Below are 22249 nucleotides of genomic sequence, written 5' to 3'. Positions count from 1 at the left end.
TTTATTTACGTTCGCGTTCAACTTCACTCTTTTCTTTCTCTAAAAGCACCTGCACATCTGGTTCCTCTTCCATCGGTTTACGGATTTTCTCCTGCAAAAACTCAAAGATGATGTAGAAAACCGGAACGACAAAGAGCAATGCCAGTGTCCCGACAGCCATACCGCCCACAACACCCGTACCCAACGAACTGTTGCCATTGGCACCTGCACCGGAGGAAAACATCAGCGGAAGCATACCGAAGATCATTGTCAACACCGTCATCAGGATAGGACGCAAGCGGACTTGTGCGGCAGAGTAGGCAGACTCCACGATACCCATTCCCTTGCGGCGACGTTCTATGGCGTACTCCGTAATCAGAATGGCTGTCTTAGCCAGCAAACCGATCAACATAATCACACCCGTCTGCAGATAGATATTATTCTCCAACCCGAGTATTTTGGCGAAAAGGAACGATCCCATCAGCCCGAACGGCACGGAGAAGATAACGGCAAACGGTATGAGGAAACTCTCATAAAGACAGGCCAGAATCAGATAGATAAGGAAGATACAGATGGCGTAAATGAAAACCGTCTGCGCACCACCGCTACTTGCTTCTTCGCGTGCCATACCACCATATTCATATCCGTAGCCGGCCGGCAAAGACTGTGCAGCCACTTCTTCAATCACTTTCTGCACCTCGCCGGAGGAGTAACCGTCGGCAGGATTCACATTGGCGGTGATGGTGCTGTAAAGATTGAAACGGTTGGCCGTTTCCGGTCCCAGCACTTGCTTCAGCGTCACGAACTGGCTCACCGGAGCCATCTGCGTACCATTGCGTACAAACATATTATTCAGCGCCTGCTCGTCGAGGCGGTATTCAGGCGAAGCCTGCATCATCACACGATATACTTTACCATACTGGTTATAGTTGGAGATATACGCGCCACCACAATAACTGCCCACCGCATCGAGCACCGCACTCGGCGAAATTCCTGCACGCTTACATTTGGCAGCATCCACTTCCACCGATATCTGCGGGAAGTTGATAGCATACGATGTATAAGCCATCGCTACCTCCGGACGCTCGTTCAGAGCACCAAGGAACTGTATAGCCGCTTCATAGAACGTAGCCAATTCTCCACCCGTCATGTCCTGAAGGTTCAGTTCGAGGGAGTTACCCATACCGTAACCCGGAATCATGGCAGGCTGGAAGCTGAATACCTGCGCTTCCTTTATCGCCTGGAATTGTCCGTTGAGGCGGGACACCACAGCATCCGAGCTATGCTCCTTGCCCTTTCGTTCGCTCCAGTCTTTCAGGCGGATAATGATCGTACCGTACGAAGTTCCCTGACCGGATATCAGTCCATATCCTGCTACGCGGGCGTAGTGTTCTATTTCGGGCGTATCTTTCAGGATATTTTCCAGGCGGTCCATCACTTTCGTGGTTTCTTCGAGCGTGCTTCCCGGTGAAATGCTGACATTCACCATAATGACACCTTGGTCTTCCTGCGGCACAAGTCCCGTTTTAGTGGTACTCATCAGGTAAACCAGCAAAGCAACGGCAACAGCCAGTGAAGTCCACACCATCCAGCGATGGCGGATGAAGAACATCACACCTCTCTTATATTTACCCAATACGGCATTGAACGAAGCATTATACGCAGCGCGTACCCGTCCGTTAATACTCTTAGCGCTCTTGGTTCCGTCCGACGGACGCATCATGATGGCGCACAAAGCAGGACAAAGCGTCAAGGCCGAAATCATGGAGATACCTACGGCAGTTGCCATTGTGATACCGAACTGTGTATAGAACACGCCCGAAGTTCCTCCCATAAATGTAACGGGAATAAACACAGCCATAAATACACAGGTACAAGAAACAATAGCCATCGTCACGTCGCCCATTGCATCTTTCGTGGCAAGGTAAGGAGACTTATATCCGGCATCGAACTTAGATTGCACGGCCTCCACCACCACAATGGCATCATCCACCACCGTACCGATGGCAAGCACCAGCGCAAACAGTGTCAGGATGTTCAGACTGAAACCCGCAGCCACCAGACAGGCAAACGTACCCACCAACGACACAATGATAGAGATGGAGGGAATCAGCGTACTCTTCAGATCCTGCAAGAAGAAATAGACCACGAGGATGACCAGAATGATGGCAATAATCAGCGTCTCCACCACATTGTGTATGGAAGCGAAAAGGAAGTCGTTCGAACTCATCATCGTGACGAATTCCGTTCCTTCCGGCAGATTCTTCTCCATTCGCTCTATCTGCGTAGTGATTTCTTTGTTGACAGCGGTGGCATTGGAACCGGCTGTCTGGAATATCATATAAAGAACGGCAGGCTGACTGTCCATCTCACTGCGGAAACTATACGTCATCGTACCCAGTTCCACCTCTGCCACATCTTGCAGGCGAAGTATCGAACCGTCTTCGCGCGAACGGACAACCGTGTTCTGGAATTCTTCCACGCTTTTGAGGCGTCCGCGATATTTCATCGTAAACTGGAAAACATTCTTCGAGCTCTCGCCCAATGCACCAGTGGGAGCTTCAATGTTCTGCTCACCCAATATGGCGGTAATGTCCGACGGAACCAGTCCGTATTGCGCCATTCGTTCCGGTTTCAGCCAGATACGCATACTGTATGTATCACCCAGCTCCATCACGTCTCCCACTCCTTCGATACGTTTAATCTGCGGAATAACGTTGATGTCCAGATAATTGGCGAGGAACGTCTGATCGTATCGACCGTCCGTGCAGACCAAAGCACCAATCTGCAAGAAGCTGGTCTGCCGCTTCATCGTGCTGACGCCGACTTTCGTTACTTCAGCCGGAAGCAATCCCTGTGCTTTCGCCACACGGTTCTGCACGTTGACTGCCGCCATATCGGGGTCCGTGCCCTGCTTGAAATAAACCTGTATAATGGCCAAACCTGCATTGGAAGCACTGGAACTGATGTACATCATGTCTTCCACACCGTTAATACTCTCCTCCAGTGGCATGATGACACTGTTCATCACTGCCTCGGCATCGGCGCCTGTATAACTGGCAGTTACGTATACCGTTGGAGGCGCAATGTCAGGATATTGCTCCACCGGCAGCGTGAAGAGCGAAATAAGCCCTATAGCCAGAATCAGTACGGAGATGGAGATAGCCATCACCGGCCGTTTTATAAATATATTTCCTTTCATAATCAGTCTCCTTCTTATTTAACTTGCATGCCTTCGCGCACCAGTCCGGCGCCTTCCGATACGATTTCATCACCTGCTTTCAGTCCGTCCAGCACCACATATTCGCGTCCGTCATTGTTTTCGGCCACTGTTATCAGGGTAGAGACAGCCTTCCCGTCCACTACCTTATATACAATCGTCTTATCCTGCATCTTCACGGTGGCCGTCTGCGGGATGGCGATACAGTCTTTATAAATGCTCGGCACTACCACCGTGCCCGAGGCTCCGCTATGAAGCAACCGCGATTCGTTGGGAAACACCACGCGCGCCACCACAGTACCCGTTTGCCGGTCGATGACGCCGCTGATGGATTCGATGACACCTTTCTTATCATAAACCGAATTATCATTGAGGCGCAATTCCACTTCCGGCATGTTCTTCAAGGCTTCGTCCATGTCGCCATACTGGCGGGTGAGGGCAAGCAACTGATTCTCGGTCATGGAGAAATAGACATACATATCCGAGTTGTCGCTGACCGTAGTAAGCGGATAGGGCATATTGGCACTTACCAATGCGCCTGCACGATAAGGCAACGCACCTACGACTCCGTCACTGGGACTTTTCACCTCGGTATAAGAGAGATTGTTGCGGGCACTGATCTCTTGTGCTTCGGCCTGCGACAGTTGAGCTTTGGCGGTGAGATAAGAATTCTCGGCCGTTTTCAGGCTAAATTCCGAAACTACTTTCTGCGCATACAGTTCTTTGTTGCTCTTGTAGGTCAGTTCGGCAGTACCCAGTGCGGCACGTGTTGCTTCCACATTGGCAATGGCAGTTTTGAGTGCGGCCTTGTAAGGTACTTGGTCGATAATGAAAAGCGATTGCCCGCGGCGTACTTTTTGCCCTTCGGTCACACAGAGTTTCTCAATCGTTCCCGACACCTGCGGATAAATATCAATATCCTGCCGCCCACGTATGCTCGCCGAATAGGAAGAAGAAAATTCCTTATCCACCGCTTCTATCTGCATTACTGCATAAGAAGAAGATTTCACTCCCGCATCCGATGCTTGCTTGCAAGATGCCATCCACACTGTACAACCGACAATCCCTATCAGCCGTATCCATTTTTTGCTTACTGTAATCATACTTTCTCTTTTGGTCTTTTGTTAAATCCTGGACAAAAGTAGGAGAAAAGAACAAGGCAAGAGTGACCAATTTCCCTCCATAAATGTCCTATTTTCGCCATTTACGTTTATTATAGCTAACTATTTGGCAATAAACGACATATCAAACAAATCTGAAGAAGTATGGGACATTCTGTTTTCCCGATTATTCACCAACTTTGCAAAAAGTAAAAAAGGAAAGAACATGGAAAAAGAGAACATTATTACGGTGGATATAGAGGATTTTAAGGACAGTCAGCACGTCCTTGATTATATCGATGATGACTTTGCGATAGTCAACAGTCTGGAGGGGACTCCTTATAGTAATGATACAATCAAACTGAATTGTTTTCTCATCGCGGTTTGTATAGAAGGGTGCATCCAGCTGGACGTCAACTACCGGACCTATAAGTTGCAGGCGGGCGAGCTGCTGCTCGGTCTGCCCAACACGATTATCAGCCATACGATGCTTAGTCCTAAATATAAAGTCAGGCTTGCCGGATTCTCTACCCGTTTCCTGCAACGTATTATTAAAATGGAAAAGGAAAACGTGGAATACTGCCATTCATATCCACAACAATCCGGTGAAGTCGGTTGGCAACGGGGAGGATAAAACTTTCTTCGGATTCTACCGGGATTTAATTATAGCCAAGATAAACGATGAGCCTCATTGCTACCACAAAGAAGTGATGCAATATCTCTTTTCCGCTATCTTTTGCGAAATGCTGGGACAGCTTCACAAGGAAATGGAAGCCGCCGGCAATACGGAAGGTTCGAAAGAAGGCATCAAACAGGTGAATTACATTTTGCGGAAGTTCATGGAACTGTTATCGAAGGACAAGGGTATGCACCGTTCGGTGAGTTATTTTGCCAACGAGCTTTGTTATACTCCGAAGCATTTCTCGAAAGTCATCAAGCAGGCATGTGGCAGGACTCCGTTGGATTTGATTAACGAAACTACCGTGGAGCATATCAAATACCGATTAAAACGTTCGGAAAAGTCTATCAAGGAAATTGCGGAAGAGTTCAACTTCCCCAATCAGTCCTTTTTCGGGAAATACGTAAAAGCGCATTTGGGAACATCACCGGCCAATTATCGGAACAGAAAAGAAGAATGACAAAAAGAACAGATTCTTATGTTAGACAAATCTTTTTGGGGATCTTGTTCATCTTAATATAAAAAAAGAGTAATAATGTGCACATTATTACTCAATAACACTAAGATAGCTCCCGACTCTTGACTTATACATAAGTCTATATTGCTTTTTCAATTCTTTAGAGAGAAAAGAATGTTCAATCAGTTGATCAGTCAATTCATATATCTTACTATATTTTTCGAGACAAGAGTTTACCAAACGCTCGGGTAGACCTATTTTTAAGCCAAAGTGATAAAAAGTCTTCCCAGTAACCGCTGATGCACCACCGAAATAATCCGGTTCAGGATTAACAAACAAACCTTTGCTCATGGCAAAGATACCATCGTTTATATGGAGATGAGTATTCAATAAATCGTAAGCAGGAGATAGGCGGAATCTTCCTTTCTTCTCTTCCAATAAAGAAAAGTTCTTTAAATGGGCATCGCCGTTAGAATAGACAAAGTTGAACAAGATAAGTTCAAAAAAACGCAATTTATCCACTTGGGGGACAGAGCTGTATTTATCTATAATTCTTGCAAACTCTTCATAGGCCAGATTGTCATATTTATAATCGGAACCTCCATTTTTCCTGGTAAGCCCGGCTAAAGAAGCAAAATCCTCCTTTTGTAACTTTCCTTTCTCCGACAAATCAAAACGTCGTACAAAATAAGCAGGGGTTCCGTCCTGAAAAAAGCATAATCCATTAGGAGCTGTCGGAATCCCATATACTTGCGCAGCTATCTGCATTGTCAAATGTTCGTTAGCAGGACAAAACTCCTTGTTACGGAGATTATTGGGAACAGGCTTTAATATGAATTCGCCCTGTTCTCCCTCTTTGGTCAATCGCAATATCCCGTCATCGGCAACTAAAGAATACTTAATCTGGACTCCTGAAACAGATATGCGTTTGCTATTGTTATTGAAGATATCAATACCGACATTATCGTCAAAATGCTTATAAGGTAATTCACAAGATATATTTTTCCCGTCAAAAAGCTGCTTCAAGGCTTTGGATGAATATCCGCTTTCTCCGCCAGTCTCCCGTAAAAGTGAGGGACAAATATGAATATCTGTTTCCATTATCACATTCTTTTAACTGTTATTGCTCCGATTGTATCTGTATGGGCAGTAGCCAGAAGAATACCAAAATCATCCTCTTCATCAATATGCAGGTTTCTAGCTTGAATAATCCGATTATCCCCTTCAGATGTCATATTAAAAAAGACAGGGAAAAGATAGGAAGAGGTATATTCCTGCTGTGTCTTGGGCATGGTCAGTGAGACAGCTGGGAGTTGTGGATTATTATAATAGTCCGTATCATAACAGAATGAATAGTGTTCACGATCTATTTCTGTTAACAGACCGGCATAAACACCTTTTATATAGACTTTGGCAGATCGACTCATATGTGTGTCTATTATTGAATATGAATACTAAGTCCTAAAGTTTTCAGGACATTAAAAAGAACATCGAAGCGGGGATTACCACTTCCACGTTCCAAGCGGACCAAAGCGTTAATCCCTATTCCTGCAAGAGTGGCCAACGTAGACTGATCCAACCCCAACTCCTTACGCCTTTCGCGAATATGTTTTCCTATCTCTATTAAATCCATAATTCACCATATATAGAAACTTTCTCACAAAGATAGAATCTTTTTAGTATAAAAACAAGTAAATTCACCATATACAGTGAATTTGCACATAAATAGCATAGTATTAAAGCATACTATCATGCTTTTCACCATATATGGTGATTTAAAAGAGATACATGCTTATAAAGGAAAGACATTGATTGCTGAAAGAAGTGCCAACATGAAGAATTGTATATTTTACCTATCCTGCTCTTTATATTTCGAGCCCTTCCTTGCACTTCATGAAAAACGCCCTCCATTTAGAGTTACAGATTTCGCAAATAACACAAAATAGGCATTATTAGCAAACAAGTTACAATAAAAGCAGTTAATCAAAAGCATAAATAGCTATCATATCACAAAGGATATATCAGATTGCTATTTATAAATAGGCAGTAGAAAAAGACAAACCAGCTCAATATATCCTCTTCAAAAACCAAGTTTAGCTTCCTTTAAAAGAAACCGATGGTTTGATTATAGCAAACGGACGGTTTGTTTAAACCAAACGGAGGGTTTGATTACGGCAAACGGATGGTTTAGTTACACCATATCGTGCATATTTCAAGGAAATAAATACAAGATAAAGAGAGATAATGCATATTCTTGCAATTGTTCATGCAGTTTATTTTCTGTTTGGCCCTTTTCTTTCTTTCCTTTTTTCGTGAATATCTTAAAAACAGAACAGATTCCCCGTTATATGAAAGTACCTTGTATCCGGAGACAGGCAGAAACTTTCATATAACGGGGAATTCTATTTCATATTCTCAATGAAGAGAATCCATGAAGAGAATCAACGATTCTCGGTATCTTTCATACAACGCACGGAGAATGCATGAGAACGACCGGAGGAATGTGTCCAGGTCTTATCGGAGACTTTATAATACAGAGAAGTAGCTCCCTGATCCTTGTCATTTCCATAACTGCTAGCCGATGAGTTAGACCAATAGCAAGCGGCACCCTTAGCGGTATCCAATCCTGTATTGTTGCCATTATTACCGCCGTTGGAACCCCACTTACAACCTGCCAACGGCCAATATGCGTAATTCGTACCGTCATAGCAATATTTAAATACCGCAGTTGCGCTCTGTTTCACAAATTCTCCTTTCTGCTCTATCTCATCCAATACACGAGGAGATACAACCCGGTAACCTTTCGGACAAGGATCATAAATAGATTTATGACCGTCAGAAGGATTGAGATAAGTGCTCGATTCGTTCGGGTTGCCCCAGAAGTCATCTTTACGATCGGTACGTGCACCAGTCCATGCACCCAGATACCAGTCGGATTTTGTATTCTCCACATTATTAGTATAAAGCAACGCACGGGGATTTTCTATAGAGAAGCGGACGTTGGTGGCTTCGGTAGGTATATTAGTACCCACGGTTCCCGACCAGCCGACCGGCGTAGGACGTCCCCATTGGAAGTAAACACCGTTTTGCTTCCAGTTGTCTCCTTCACACGTCATATAAGTACCCAGATTACGATCCAACACTACATATCCCGTATTACCATAAGGATGTTCTGCCGGAGTAGGGGTCATCCAGATAATAAAACTCCAGATGACGGTAGTCTGATCCGCTCCATAGATAGCCACCTGACCGCAACCGCCGTCATAGCCTCCACTTACTTTATAGGTGTTGATCGTAATATTGTAATCACTGCCAATCGGGGAGACGTCCGTAGTAGAGCCATTCACGGCAATCATCTTATGATTAACGTTCAAATCGCAACCCAGAATAGTCTTGGCATACTTGGGTTCTTCCACTTCCATAAAGTTACCACGTGCTTTCACACTCATCGTATTGCTCACGCCACTGGTAGAAATATTCGTCAACAGACAGTTGGACTCGCCATAAGCCCATCCTCCTGCCAATAAACGTGTCTCTACCGGCTCATACCATTCGCAGGAGTTATCCGAAAGTTTCAGGTTGTTGACAGCAATCGTATTGACAGCATTGGCTTTCAGTTGCTTTCCTTCTTTGAGAATAGGAATGGTAACAGTCTGCTGGTCATTTTCCAAAGTGATGACAATGTACACTTCTTTGCCACTTAAATCGGCAGGATATGTAGTCAGGTATATATCCTGTGCGGAAGCGAGCAGTTCGGGAGTAGTCAGTGAAACAGTGGCATACGGTTTCACATCTGTACCGTAGGTCAGTTCGTCCGTATCCAAATCTGCTGTGAATACACCGGAAAGAGGAGTTTTTGTCTCCTTGTCATATAAAGAAACACTCTTTAGCTTGTACGTAGAAAGCTCCTGGGATGAGATGCTGAACTTCACATACGCCATCGCATGGTTCAACGTAAATTTAGCAAGCATATCCGGACTGCTGACCGTAGCCTTGGCAAACGCAAAACCATACTTTCCAATATGATGGCTATCGCCGGGACGGCTTTGTTCCTGCTCAACGGACAGGGTAGAAGTAATCTTGTTATCATTTTCGGCCAATTCCGTACTTGCCCGGTAAGGATAGTAAATAAGAAGTTCCGTAGCTCCTTCTTCCGCCATTTTCACGTCGTCCGAAGTAAAGACACCGGAGTTTTGTCCGATCGACTCATCACTCAATAAAGACTGCACATTATTGATGTCGGTCCCTGCCGTACGGGAGAACACACCCAAGGCATCCCCTTCGCTCCAGAGCACCGGATAAACGTCCCCAGTTTTGTCACCGATAGAAACACGCGTCTGCGGAGACGAGAGTCCAACCAATGTCAGACATGAACCTGCCGTTGCCGGTTCTTTGCCCTTATCGGACGAAATAAGTTCGTCCTGCGTGCAACTTGTCATCATGAGAATCATTGCACCTATTGCAAATAATCTATTTTTCATACCATTCATTCTTTTGAGTTACACCATTTTTACCATTCATTCTCTTCCAGATCACCGGCAGAACCGCCGTCACTCCATGCTCCTTCCGTTCCTGAAGCTTTCCAGGTCTGGAAAGCGGAACACACGGCACGCCCTTCGGCATTATAGGCGATAATCGCACTGATGTAATTCACCCCCGGACGTAATCCTTCAGTGATTTTGCGCGTATAGGGCAGAGATACGGGTTCTCCGTTCTCTTCTACGAATTTCACCAGTTTCACTTCAATGTTATAATCAAAGCCAATGTCGGCCACCGGATAGAATTCAATGACTTTCGCACCGAACGTAGTACCTGTTTGCTGCTCGGAAGTAATCAGAGCCGTATTGTCCGCAATCTCCGAAACTGTCAGGTTCATGGTGGGAATGACACGCGGAGCCGAATCATCCTTGTCCGAGCAGGAGACAGTTATCAGCAGTAGTACGAAGATAAATGCCATATTTATATATAAGTTCTTCATAATCATATTGTATTAGTTTTATTATTGTAGATTCTTATACCGCAGCAATGCTTCTAAAAAGTAATAATCGGCATACGTCAGGGGGACATCCACTTCGCTTTTATCAGGAAGTGCACCCACGCTGTGCTTCAGGATGAAACATTCGTTCGTACCCGGTTCTGCCAGATACTCTTTCGAGGCAAGCGTACGGAGTTGCTTTTCTGCCATGGCAAGATAAGATTCCTTGGCGTCCGTGCCGGGGATATAACGGCTTAGCTCAATAAAGGCGGAGGCCATGATAGCCGCAGCGGAAGCATCCCGATAGGTCTGCTCTTCTACCGGAGCGTCGAAATCCCAGTAAGGAATACCGTCGGCAGGCAAACGACGGAGCAGCATATCGGCAATATGCCCGGCTTGCAGCAAATAGTTCTGATACCCCGTCAGACGGAACATCATCGTATAGCTATACAAGGCCCATGCCTGTCCGCGGCTCCAGGAGGAATCGTCCGAGAAGCCCTGCACCGTTTGCTTGCCGCGCACTGCACCTGTTTCAGGGTCATAATCCACCAGATGATACGTGGAATAATCATCCCGGAAGTGATGCTGGATAGTGGTATTGGCATGCGTACAGGCAATGTTCTGCAAAGAGTCGTCGGCGTAGGCTTTCGACATGGACAACAGCAATTCAAGGTTCATCATATTGTCAATAATCACCGGAAACTTCCAGTCGCAGCCTTTGCGTACAAAGTCCCAGCTACGAATCACACCGGCAGCAGGATTGAAGCGGGTTGACAAAGATTTGGCGCCCTGATAGAGCACTTGTTTATAAGCCTCATTACCTGTCAGCCGGAAAGCATTGCCGTAACTGCAATTCAACTGGAAACCGACATCGTGGTCCCTGGTCACGTATTGTATAGAGTCGAGTTTCAGCGTGTTCTTCTCGGCCAGTGTTTTCACTGCGTCCTTCCGGGTATATTCGTAGATATACCAAAGGGAACCGGGATAGAAGCCGCTGCACCACCAATAGATATTTGAGGAAACAAACTCACCGTCGGCAGAGAGCGTGCGGGGAAGTGTCTTTTCTGTCAAGCGGGTGTCCATAGCCGTGTATTGTTGCTCCGCAACGGTAAATACACGGTCAATCAATGCCTCCATCGGCTCCTGCTTCGTGCAGGAGGCCAATGTCAAAAGTCCGAGTATAGATATTAATAGGATTCTCATACGTTCCATTCTTTTTATTTAGGGGACAGGGTTGTGGTAAATGTAGCGGTCTGATTGGCGGTGACCGTTGCTTCAAAGCCGACCATATAGGTACCCGGATTAGCCTGGTCATAAGAGTTCTCACTGGTGGTACTCCATTGCTTGTAGGTAGGCTTCACGCTTCCGCTGGCTGTGAGATACATCACTTTGCTTCCGTTCGTTAGTACGATGCGGTTACTTTCCACCGTCGGAACGGCAGGCGTCACCATACACCAGCGCACTTTGGCGGATTTATCTGTTCTCGCCTTGATCTCATCCATAACCACTAAATCTTTATCGTTCACGATTTTCACGGTACGGGTAGCGGACGCCGCCTGATCGGACACTACTTCAGTCAGATCGAAAGTGGCTCCCAATTCCGTAGCGGTATTGATAGTAGTAGTCAGTGTAGCCACCCCATTTACCCGGTGACGGGCGTCATTGATTGAAATCGTGCTATGATTCAAGTTATTCAGGCGGAATACATCCCAACGCATCGAGTTCTGTCCCATATCCCAAAGATTACCACCCAAAGCTGCCAATTTCGACTCGAGCGTTGTATAACTTTGCAGACCGAAATCCATTGACCAGCGCACTCCATACGCGTCGTACACAAACGAACCGGCATCCATGTGTCCGTGGCTCGAACCTGCCTTGCCACCTTTGATTCCGAGGTATTTATCCGTATCGGTGTACGTCCAGTCGGTATGTACCATCACTACGGGCGTTTCCCCTTTTCCACTCCATAGTTTATTGGAAGGAGCGGAGATTGCGTCCAGATTCAGATTATTGGCAAACGCCATAATCATCGGCAACAGGCGGTTTTCGGCACAGGAAGCGTATTCACCGTTCTTCAGCATTTTCAGTTCATTATATAATAAGGATGGATTACTGTATTTATCGGCAAACCACCACGAAGCCAATGCCGCGGTAGAGGAGGGAGCACAGTCGGAATAATTAAAGAACTTGCTGTTCAAGCCTGTCATATACAGCATATACTCTGCCGTCTTGGAGAATCCCGGTGTATCGGAAAGCCCGTTATCCGTGCCGAGCGTACTGTTGAGGGCAGCAAGCATCAATACCTGATAAAGCGTGCCGTAACACCAGTAACCGCTGCCCTCCGGATAGTTGCCGTCGGGAGAGTACATCACTTCCAATGCAGGTTTATTGGATTCCAACGCCTTCTCAATCATGTCCTTTGCTTCGGAAGGATTGTTTTCATAAGAAGCGAGTGCCGCACAGACCAGTCCGCCATTACAAACCTGGTTCCAGTTGTTGGTGGCTTCGTAGAAGTTGAGGTTCCAGTTCTTATCCTGCGCCTGTTGGAAGGCAAACTTCAACAGTGCGTTGGCCGCTTTTGTACGGGTGGCTGCGCTTAGTTCGTTGTAGAGCCAATCGTAGCCGAACGCAACAGCCGTAGCCATTTCGCCCACATCGAGAAAGTGGCGTTTCGAGTTCCAGTCGGGAAAGTTGCAGACAGCGTTCATATCCGTTTCCGCTTTAGTCAGGTATTTGGCATCGCCGGTCATCCGGTAGGCATAAGCACAGGTGAAAATACGCAGTAACGCATCGCGGGATACATCGAGAATACGTTTGTTGCTGGCATCCAATTTATAAGTCAGTGCCGTGGCGTTCATCCCTTTGCTGTTGCACACTCCCATAATGGTATTATGGAGCAAGGTCAGATTGGCACTCGAATTGGCATCCACTTTGGCTTTCAACGCAGTGAAGGCCTCGGCGTTCATCAACAGACGGGGATGATTGTCCGCAGTCAGTTTGGAATAATCCAGTCCGCCCTCCGGCTCCGTGGGAGTCGGTTTCTCATGGGTAGATCCCGGACGGAATCTGTTCTCATCTTCATCGGAACAACTAACGGCTGTTCCCACAAAGAAAGCTATGATGATTGTTTTAAAAAGAATCGTTTTCATGGTTCAATGAATTTATTTGTATTACTACTTCAAAGGAATAAGTCGTACTTTCAGTTGCGAGGCACGATTGGCAGGAATCACCGTCTCAAAGCCCACGCGGATGGTTCCCGGATTGCGGAAATCATATTCATGCGGGGGCACGTTCGACCAGGTTTTCATTTCTACTTCCGTATCGGCATCTACCGTCAATAGCATCCGTTGTCCGTCTTTGGTTAATTCCATCCGGTTCTTGCCCGTTATTTTGGCTTCCGCCGGAGTGACCATGATCCAGGATACGGCAGCTTCCTTGTCCCCCGTCTCCAACCGGTCGGTTACTTCCAGATGGTCTTTCTGATCCAATATCACGGTGCGGACGACTTTCTTCACGCTGTTGGCAAACACACTCGACAGGTCTACTTCCGCCCCCTTCTGTTTCTTCGACTCGAAAGTACGGGTGATCGGAGCATTACTCTTTACCAAATGGCGTTCGCCGTTAATCGTCAGGGTGTTGTGAGCGATATTGCTTAGCCGGAATACTTCCCAGCGTTGTCCGTTCTGCGACATATTCCACAGGTCTACTCCCTTACTTTCGAGCGTGATGTAACTCTGCATACCCAAGTCCATCGCCCAACGCACCCCGTCTCTCTCGAAGATAAACGAACCGGCATCCATGTGCGCATGAGAGGTAGAAGGCGAACCGCCTTTCACTCCCAGATAGGTATCTTCCTTGCTGTCCCATCCGCCACGGTAGATAAACACAGGCGTATCTCCTCGACTGAACCAAAAGTTTCTCTTCGGCTTGCCGATATGCTTCAAATCGAGCTGCGAACAGAACACCATCAGGCTGGGCAGTAAACGGTCTTCGGCAAACGGCATATCCGGCCGGTCGAGATACTGACGTTCGATCCACAACAGGGAAAGGTCTTTCGCTTTGCCTGCAAACCAAAACATCATCATGTTGCACTCCGCCTCTACCGGAGAGTCCGAGAAACAGAAACAATCTCCGCCCGGAGCCGTCATATACTGCATGAAACGGGCAGACTCCATGAAACCGGGGGCTTGGGAGAGCCCATTGTCTGTGCCGAAAGCACTTTCGAGCGCAGCAATGAGCATTACCTGAAAACTTGTCCCGTACCCCCAATATCCGAACCCTTCGGGATAACCTCCGTCGGGGCCATAACCTACCATCGCTTTCGGATTTGTCTCCATGCATTTCTCAATGATGCCTTTCGATACTTCCGGAACCTCTTCAAAAAGAGCCAGCGCGCCATACGCCAATCCACTATTACATACGGAATTCCAGTTGTTCTTAGCTGTATAGAACCAGGCATGACGGGTGTTCTTTGCCGCGTCGAAGCCTTTCGCGATGATTGCTTCGCGCACTACCCGGCGGGTGTCGGGCTGCAAAGAATCGTACAGCCAGTCATAACCGATAGCCAATGCCATTACCATCTCACCCACATCCAGGAAATGAGTGGGGTTCCAGTCGGTGAAACGACTGACGGCCAGCATCTCCTGTTCCGCACGGTGAGCATATTTCTTATCTCCCGTCATACGGTAAGCGTATGAGAGGTAATAGATACGCTTCAATGCGATGCGCGAAATCGCCAGCAGGCGTTTGCCCTCCTTGATACGTTCCACAGGTGGTTCCGTAAGTGTCCGGTCGCAAAGTTCCATGATCCGCTGGTGAACAGTGGCCAACGGGGGATACTCCGCAATGGCTTTCCTGATGGCTTCTTCTCCTCCCGCCGGCAATAACAACCGGGGATGAGGCGCTATCTTGCCATAATCAAACTGTTGCGCAACTACACCCGTGCAACCGGATACAAAAATGAGTAATAGTAAAAGTATTTTCTTCATCCTTATTCAAATCTTTATGATTAATACGCCCAACCGCTTCGTTTAGTCAGGTTCGGGTTCTTTTGCGTTTCAGAGATAGGAGCAGTCCACGGCCACATGTAATCGGTGTAATACCAGTTATACTCTACCATATCACCCCACCAGGACTTGCCGCCATTCACGTCTTTCCCCTGGAATTTGGTTTCTTTGTAGGTTCCCCAACGTACTTCGTCGAAGAAGTTAATTCCCTCCAGGCAGAATTCCACGCGACGTTCGTAACGTATCCTTTCGAGCATGTCTTCCTTTCCGTTCACTGCGCACGGACCGCTTCCGCCCTCTGTCAGTGCGGGCATGTGGGCACGGGTACGTACTTTATTCACCAAACGGATGGCTTCTCCCAACTGATCGGTCTGCGCCAATGCTTCGGCATACTGCAACAGTACATCGGTATAGCGAATCAACGGCCAGTCGGTATGGCAACGGCTCCGGCTAATCAAACGGCCTTTCTCAAACTCATTGTACTTGCGATAGCAGTAGAAAGCAGAAGTACGTTTATCGAGCCAGAAGTCTCCGCCATTCGTTCCCTGTTCCTTCAACGGCCAACGGAGTTGTTTACCGATCTGGTTGGCATCTCCTGCATAATTAGGCTTGTAGCAGTCCACCGGCACATAAGGAGTGACGACGGTCTGTTGCAGACGCGGGTCACGGTTGTCATACGCCTTTTTGATACGGGCTTCATTACCACTGTTGAGGTAATATTTCTGATAGATATCTTCGCCTACCCGTTTGATAAGGGCATTTTTTTGTGAGGACATGGATTCCAATCCGTCACGGCAGAAAAAGATTTCACGTTGTTGCGGAGTCAGTAAGTCCCAATCTTCCAAGCCGTCTACTTCCGACCATTTGAAGTCCGATCCGTCCGCGTTCTTATAGTAGTCCACAAAGTCTGCGGAAGGTTTTATTTCCGTCCAGCCATCATACGTATCGCGGGCACCGGTCATTTGCTGAATGTTATCACAATAACCGGTTTCTTCGCTGAACTGGAGCGAGAAGATCATTTCTTTATCCTTTTCGTTTTCATATTTGAAGAAGTCGGCATATTCGCCTGTCCACAAGCCATAACCGCACGCTTCCACTTCTTTGAAATCGTTGCCTGCTTCCTTGTATTGCTTCTTCCACATATATACCATACCACGCAGGGCATAAGCGGCTCCTTTAGAGGGACGACCGTAGTCTTCATTCAGCGTGTTATTGGGGAAGTCGGGATTGTTGATGCAATACGTCAAATCATCCAGAATGACTTGCCATACCTCATCTACCGAAGATTGACCACGGGTACAGTCTTCGTTATTGATGGGTTCCAGATAAACGGGGACGCCCTGATAAAGCATATTCAGACGATTGTACGCCCAGGCACGGAGGAAACGGGCTTCGCATTGGTAACGCGCCAGTTTATTAGCGCTCATATCTGCTTTATGCAGATTGGCAATCGCATCGTTACACGCATGGATGATGGTGTAACAGAACTTCCATTCATACCACACCTGAAAGTCATTGGCAGGCTTGGTAGCCAGCGAAAGCAGTTCCACCGGATAGTTATTGGAATAATAATCGGTTGCAAAGCTCATAGCTTCGATTCCCTGACGGTTCAGTCCGTCGGCACGGCGAAGCTGGGTAGAGGAGAGTTGGGTGGCATAGAACGGGAAGTAGAGTCCTGCCATTCCCTTGTCGGCAAGCTCCTCCGTGGTCCACATGTTTTCACTTGCAATCTGGTCTTCCGGAGCCACATCGAGAATATCCATGCAGGAGGTAGCCGCCAGCGCCATCGTTAAAATCATTAATATCTTTTTCATATCAGATTCTGTTTTTTTAGTTCTACATCATTAAAAGGTAATCTGTCCGCCAAAAGAGATCTGACGCATCAACGGATAACCGATGGCAGTTCCTATTTCCGGATCGAGTCCCGGATAACTGGTAATCGTCAGGATATTGTCCATCGACACGAAAGCACGGAGCTTATTAACAAAGAACTTGCTGGAAATCCGTTGCGGCAACGTATAGCCGATTTGGATATTCTTCAACTTGAAGTAGTCGCCCTTATATTCGTTCCAGTCGCTCTGGATTCTGTTATTATAGGTAGTACCGTATGTCAGGCGGGGATATTTGCCCCACTGGTTGGTGCGCGGATCGTCCGGGTTGGAAGGATCGAAGAAGTAATGGTTATCGGCGATATGCTCGATAATGCCATATCCGTGGCTGACCAGTGTCGAGTTGTAGTAATCCGTATTCCAGTTGAGGTAATGCCCGAAAGCTCCCGACCATAACATGGAGAAATCAATGTTCTTGTAAGAGAAGGCACAGTTGAAGCCCAGGTTGAATTTGGGGACACTGGTGTGTCCGGAGAAATCCCGGTCGTTGGTATCGCCGTAGTTCATATCACCGTTGCTGTCGGCATAGAGTATGTCACCATACCAAAGCTGGTCTTTGGCAACCGTCTTCATTCCTCCGAACGAATAACCGGAGTCAATCATGGCCTGCACCCATACCATATCTTCTTTCGTACGTATCATTCCGTCCTTCGGTCCCGCATGGATATCCACCGCACCTCCGGTATAGCCTTCACCGGAACCTCTGTACACCTTATACATATAGGTTTCTCCCAGTTGGCGGCCTTCGCAGATGTAGCCTCCGAAACCAGATTCAGACACATCACTGAAGTTGTTGACATAGCTCACTTTGTTTCCCTGTGCATCATACGTCCAGTATTTCTGGAGTTCGCCTTTGAACTTCATCACTTTGTTGGCGTTGAAAGAGAAGTTCATACCCACTCGGTATTCGAAATCTTTTCCGATACGGTCGTTCCAGTTGAGGGTAAATTCAACACCACGGTTGCGCACTTCACCCAAATTCTCGGGAGCAGAGCCTACAACACCCATCGAAAGATAGAGTTCGGGATGGTAGAGAATGTCCGAAGTATACTTATTATAATAGTCTATCTCACCCGTCAGGCGGTGGTTGAAGAAGCCGAAATCAAGTCCGATGTCGGTGGTGGCGGTACTTTCCCAATGCAGCTTGTCGTTGCTTAGTTTCTTGCGTACCAATCCTTTGGTTCCTTCACCGTCGATTACAACATTGCCTGTGGCGTAGTTTGCCTGCCAGTCGTAGTTGCCCGTTGAGTTGTTACCTGTCTTTCCCCAGGAAACACGGAGTTTCAGGTTAGAGAGATAGTCCGATGCTCCCTGCATGAACGATTCTTCCGAAATACGCCATCCACCGGAGAACGAGGGGAAATATCCCCAACGCTGGTTCACACCGAAACGGGAGGAGGCATCGGCACGAAGGTTGGCTTCGAAGAGATAACGCCCTTTATATCCGTAGTTGACACGGCCGAAATAAGAGAGCAATCCCCATTTGGCAGGTGCCGAGCTGGAAGAGCTGACGAGCGTCTCGTAAGTGCTTAGTTCGTTCAGCGTCCAGTCCGTAGCGCCTTTACGGGAAACGGCAAAGCTCTTGCTGTAATATTCCTGTGCAGAATATCCGAGCAGTGCGCCCAGATCGTGGTCTTTCTTGATGGTTGTATTGTAGCGTACCAGTATTTCGGCACTCTGACGCCAGGTGCGTGCGCTCGTATTGGTGATGGAAGCGTTCTCCAACGCGCTTTCGCTGACACGCTGGTCGGTGACGTAGTCCCAATAACCATTTTGGCGGCTATAAGAAGACTTGTCGGTGAATGTCGGCGAATAGTTGAAAGTACCTTCAATGTTGAGCCCTTTATAGGGAGTGATAATTCCGTAGACTGATGCGTTGAGACGCCATACGGTATTGAAACCGGTGGCTCCTGCCATCTGACCGAAGATATTATTGGCATTGGAAGATTCTTCGCTGGCTAGCGCGGCACGTCCCCAGTAGTTCGGTTCGCCGGGATATACACCCGGAGTGGTCTGATAGAGATACTTGAATCCGTTGCTGATATTAGCCATCCCGTAATCTTGCTTTTGTCCGTAGAGACGGGTGCCGACGGTCATCCATTTCACTATCTTGGCTTCCAGGTTGGTACGGAAATTGATTTTCTGCGTACTTGAGTCGAGGTTCCAGCGGTTCATGACTCCCTGATTGTCGAGATAGCCTAAGGAAAGCATGTATTTCACTTTCTCCGAACTGCCGGAGACAGACAGGTTGTGCTCTTGCGAATATCCGGTGTCGAATACTTCGTCGAACCAATCGGTGTTGGGATAAGCCACGTAATTGGGTACTCCGTACTCGTTCAACCCGTTCGGATCGGCAGAAGCAGCCCTCCAGCGGTCGATGCTTTCCTGCGAGAAGATGCCTTTGGTATTCACATTGTCGCAAGCCTCGTTCACCAGTCCCATATAACGGGCATAGTCGCTTACGAAAGAGAGGTTGTTGTAGGGCATCTGCACGACTCCCGAATAAGAATAGGAGATTTGCGGTTTGCCTTTCCCGTTTTTGGTGGTGATAAGGATGACTCCGTTGGCGGCTCGCGTACCATAAATAGCTGTGGAGGCAGCGTCTTTCAGTACGGAGATGCTTTCGATGTCGTTGGGGTTCACATTGTCCATGCTCCATTCGATACCGTCCACCAGGACCAATGGGGAGTTGGTATTGAACGTACCGTTACCGCGGACGCGGATGGTGGCACCGTCCGAACCGGGTTGTCCCGAAGCCTGCGTGACGTTCATACCGGCGGCAAGTCCCGAAAGGGCGGAAGAAACACTCATGATGGGTCGTCCTTCCGTCTGGTCGGCAAAGTTGATGGAAGTCACAGAACCGGTCAGGTTCACTTTCTTCTGTACACCGTAGCCCACTACCACTACTTCATCCAGCACTTTCGTTTCCACTTTCATCTGTACATCAAGTTTCGTACGCCCGTTCAGGAGAAGCGTGGTGGTCTGATAACCAATGTAACTGAAAGAAACGGAAGGTTTGGCAGAAGTTGTTTTTAAGGTGTAGTGTCCGTTCAGGTCTGTCAGGACACCGTTTGTTGTACCTACTTCGACGACGGAAACACCCGGCAGGGTTTCTCCATTCTCATCGATCACTACTCCATTTACCGTGGCAGATGTTTGTGCCCACACCACATCTGTCAGTAAAAAGAGCGAAGCCAATAAAAATAATAGATAATGCTTCTTTTTCATTTTATTAGATTTAATGAAACAATTAGGTTGTTAAATACTCACCCTGCAAAGAAATGGGATATTTAGCCAATCTAATAATACTGTTTAGGCGATTGATGCCACTAATTAAGAAAATTCGGCGGAGAATGGAAAGGAAAAACAAGCTTTTAAGATTTCGACCAGCTTTTATCAGAAAATGACTAGCTAGTTTTATTCCATATTTAAAAATAGGTTGTATTTTTGCCTGATACCTAATAATTATTCGTCGAATATCTAATAAAAACAGTATGAAAAAACATTTTCTACTTCTTATTTTATCACTTTTATTCCTGCCGATTGCACAAGGCAAAGTAAAACTCCCTGCAATGATGGGAGATCACATGGTACTTCAACAGAATAGCTCCGTTAAGTTATGGGGGTGGGCGGACGGCAAAAAAGTAATTGTCACCACTTCGTGGAACAACCGGACTTATCAGGCATCTACGGATAAAGACGGGGCCTGGCTGGTGAAAGTAGACACTCCCGAAGGAGGATATACTCCTTATTCTATTACGATCAGTGACGGCACTCCGGTCACTCTCTCGGATATACTGATAGGGGAGGTGTGGATCTGCTCCGGACAGTCGAACATGGAAATGCGTATGATGGGAAATGCAGCACAACCCATTGACCACTCACTTGAAACGCTGCTGAACTCGGGAAATTATCGCGACCGTATTCGTTTTATTACCGTACCGAGAACCAATGATACAGAACGCCGCACGGATTTCAAGAAAAGAAAATGGGAAGTATCGTCACCCGAAACGAGCATTGATTGCAGTGCCGCCGCCTATTTCTTTGCCCGCCAACTGACTGAAAGTCTCCATCTCCCGGTAGGACTGGTTATCAACAGTTGGGGAGGTTCGGCGATTGAAGCATGGATGGATGAACCGACATTGAAAACCGTGGAAGGTATGAACATTGAAGCTGCCAAAAATCCTAAAAGAGGGGTGCACCAGCGTTTGGAATGTCTGTACAACTCGATGTTATGGCCTGTTAAGAACTTCACGGCAAAGGGTTTCCTCTGGTATCAGGGAGAATCGAATATATCCAACTATCAATTCTATGCTCCGATGATGACTGCTATGGTGCAGCTATGGAGAAATGTATGGGAGGCTCCCGATATGCCTTTCTATTATGTGCAGATCGCTCCTTACAAATATGAAAACAGCAGCAATACGGGGGCTGCTTTATTGCGTGAAGCACAGATGGAAGCACTGAAAACGATTCCTAATTCGGGCATGGTGCCCACTACGGATATTGGTGATGAATTTTGCATCCATCCGCCACAGAAGGATGTAGTGGGACTTCGGTTGGCTACACTTGCATTGACTAAAACATACGGTATCCGCCGGTTACCATCCAACGGTCCAACGATGACCAAAGTGGACTATGCGGACAAAAAGGCCATAGTGACATTTGATAATGCACCTGCGGGGTTGTCCCCTACTTTCTCCGAACTGGAAGGATTTGAGATTGCGGGAGCGGACAAGAAGTTCTATCCGGCGAAAGCAAAGATTGTAGGACGTACCAACACAGTAGAAGTGTGGAGTGAAGAGGTAGCCCAACCGGTTGCCGTGCGCTATGCTTTCCGTAATTATGTGGGAAATATCACGCTGCGGAATACTTTCGGATTGAGTGCTTTCCCATTCCGCACAGATACGTGGGATGACGTGAAATAAAGGCTTCTACAAAGGG

At 47.2% G+C, this 22249-nt stretch carries 13 protein-coding genes and 1 pseudogene; 2 read left to right on the top strand and 12 right to left on the bottom strand.

The window, feature by feature from the left end:
- Position 1: 1 nt before the first annotated feature.
- Together BXY_RS11100 and BXY_RS11095 are read right to left on the bottom strand one after the other, a co-directional pair.
- Positions 2-3181 carry an efflux RND transporter permease subunit gene (locus BXY_RS11100; protein WP_015531933.1) on the bottom strand — a complete coding sequence of 1060 codons (3180 nt, stop codon included), beginning with the start codon at positions 3179-3181 and terminating at the stop codon, positions 2-4.
- A 14-nt stretch (positions 3182-3195) separates the two neighbouring features.
- Positions 3196-4302: an efflux RND transporter periplasmic adaptor subunit gene (locus tag BXY_RS11095; protein WP_015531932.1), complete on the bottom strand. Its 1107-nt coding sequence runs from the start codon at positions 4300-4302 to the stop codon at positions 3196-3198.
- A 223-nt stretch (positions 4303-4525) separates the two neighbouring features.
- On the opposite strand from BXY_RS11095, the pseudogene BXY_RS11090 reads away from it, so the two are divergent.
- Positions 4526-5438, top strand: a pseudogene (locus BXY_RS11090) (helix-turn-helix domain-containing protein).
- Between the two features lie 87 nt (positions 5439-5525).
- Here the strand turns inward: BXY_RS11090 and BXY_RS11085 are convergent.
- The 10 genes from BXY_RS11085 to BXY_RS11040 form a co-directional block, all read right to left on the bottom strand.
- On the bottom strand, positions 5526-6536 hold the full coding sequence (locus BXY_RS11085) for a type II toxin-antitoxin system HipA family toxin (RefSeq protein WP_015531930.1): 1011 nt from the start codon (positions 6534-6536) through the stop codon (positions 5526-5528).
- Positions 6537-6538: 2 nt separating this feature from the next.
- Positions 6539-6862: a HipA N-terminal domain-containing protein gene (locus tag BXY_RS11080; protein ID WP_015531929.1), complete on the bottom strand. Its 324-nt coding sequence runs from the start codon at positions 6860-6862 to the stop codon at positions 6539-6541.
- An 11-nt stretch (positions 6863-6873) separates the two neighbouring features.
- On the bottom strand, positions 6874-7068 hold the full coding sequence (locus BXY_RS11075; RefSeq protein WP_004316118.1) for a helix-turn-helix domain-containing protein: 195 nt from the start codon (positions 7066-7068) through the stop codon (positions 6874-6876).
- Positions 7069-7876: 808 nt separating this feature from the next.
- Entirely contained in the window at positions 7877-9916 is a 2040-nt protein-coding gene (locus BXY_RS11070) for a fimbrillin family protein (protein ID WP_134993074.1), read from the bottom strand.
- A gap of 29 nt (positions 9917-9945) precedes the next feature.
- Positions 9946-10419, bottom strand: a complete 474-nt coding sequence (locus BXY_RS11065) for a hypothetical protein (protein WP_015531927.1) — start codon at positions 10417-10419, stop codon at positions 9946-9948.
- A gap of 15 nt (positions 10420-10434) precedes the next feature.
- A complete protein-coding gene (locus BXY_RS11060) occupies positions 10435-11613 on the bottom strand; it encodes a glycoside hydrolase family 88 protein (protein WP_149951387.1) in 1179 nt (392 codons plus the stop codon).
- Between the two features lie 14 nt (positions 11614-11627).
- Positions 11628-13559, bottom strand: a complete 1932-nt coding sequence (locus tag BXY_RS11055; protein WP_015531925.1) for a heparinase II/III domain-containing protein — start codon at positions 13557-13559, stop codon at positions 11628-11630.
- Positions 13560-13583: 24 nt separating this feature from the next.
- The gene (locus BXY_RS11050; RefSeq protein ID WP_015531924.1) at positions 13584-15398 is read right to left on the bottom strand and encodes a heparinase II/III domain-containing protein; all 1815 of its coding nucleotides are present in this window, start codon (positions 15396-15398) and stop codon (positions 13584-13586) included.
- A 20-nt stretch (positions 15399-15418) separates the two neighbouring features.
- The gene (locus tag BXY_RS11045; RefSeq protein WP_195351816.1) at positions 15419-17230 is read right to left on the bottom strand and encodes a RagB/SusD family nutrient uptake outer membrane protein; all 1812 of its coding nucleotides are present in this window, start codon (positions 17228-17230) and stop codon (positions 15419-15421) included.
- 30 nt (positions 17231-17260) lie between these two features.
- The gene (locus BXY_RS11040; protein ID WP_015531922.1) at positions 17261-20533 is read right to left on the bottom strand and encodes a SusC/RagA family TonB-linked outer membrane protein; all 3273 of its coding nucleotides are present in this window, start codon (positions 20531-20533) and stop codon (positions 17261-17263) included.
- A 266-nt stretch (positions 20534-20799) separates the two neighbouring features.
- On the opposite strand from BXY_RS11040, the gene BXY_RS11035 reads away from it, so the two are divergent.
- Entirely contained in the window at positions 20800-22233 is a 1434-nt protein-coding gene (locus BXY_RS11035; protein ID WP_015531921.1) for a sialate O-acetylesterase, read from the top strand.
- The last annotated feature ends 16 nt before the right edge of the window (positions 22234-22249 follow it).

The organism is Bacteroides xylanisolvens XB1A (genome assembly GCF_000210075.1).
GTDB classification, from domain to species: domain Bacteria; phylum Bacteroidota; class Bacteroidia; order Bacteroidales; family Bacteroidaceae; genus Bacteroides; species Bacteroides xylanisolvens.
The sequence above is the reverse complement of the archived record's forward strand: the minus strand, read 5'-3'. Positions and strand labels throughout refer to the sequence as shown.

Coding starts and splice junctions, on each gene's coding strand:
- BXY_RS11045 (WP_195351816.1), bottom strand. CDS start 17,230: ATGAAAAAGATATTAATGATTTTAACGATGGCGCTGGCGGCTACCTCC.
- BXY_RS11085 (WP_015531930.1), bottom strand. CDS start 6,536: ATGGAAACAGATATTCATATTTGTCCCTCACTTTTACGGGAGACTGGC.
- BXY_RS11065 (WP_015531927.1), bottom strand. CDS start 10,419: ATGATTATGAAGAACTTATATATAAATATGGCATTTATCTTCGTACTA.
- BXY_RS11095 (WP_015531932.1), bottom strand. CDS start 4,302: ATGATTACAGTAAGCAAAAAATGGATACGGCTGATAGGGATTGTCGGT.
- BXY_RS11075 (WP_004316118.1), bottom strand. CDS start 7,068: ATGGATTTAATAGAGATAGGAAAACATATTCGCGAAAGGCGTAAGGAG.
- BXY_RS11100 (WP_015531933.1), bottom strand. CDS start 3,181: ATGAAAGGAAATATATTTATAAAACGGCCGGTGATGGCTATCTCCATC.
- BXY_RS11080 (WP_015531929.1), bottom strand. CDS start 6,862: ATGAGTCGATCTGCCAAAGTCTATATAAAAGGTGTTTATGCCGGTCTG.
- BXY_RS11050 (WP_015531924.1), bottom strand. CDS start 15,398: ATGAAGAAAATACTTTTACTATTACTCATTTTTGTATCCGGTTGCACG.
- BXY_RS11040 (WP_015531922.1), bottom strand. CDS start 20,533: ATGAAAAAGAAGCATTATCTATTATTTTTATTGGCTTCGCTCTTTTTA.
- BXY_RS11055 (WP_015531925.1), bottom strand. CDS start 13,559: ATGAAAACGATTCTTTTTAAAACAATCATCATAGCTTTCTTTGTGGGA.
- BXY_RS11070 (WP_134993074.1), bottom strand. CDS start 9,916: ATGAAAAATAGATTATTTGCAATAGGTGCAATGATTCTCATGATGACA.
- BXY_RS11060 (WP_149951387.1), bottom strand. CDS start 11,613: ATGAGAATCCTATTAATATCTATACTCGGACTTTTGACATTGGCCTCC.
- BXY_RS11035 (WP_015531921.1), top strand. CDS start 20,800: ATGAAAAAACATTTTCTACTTCTTATTTTATCACTTTTATTCCTGCCG.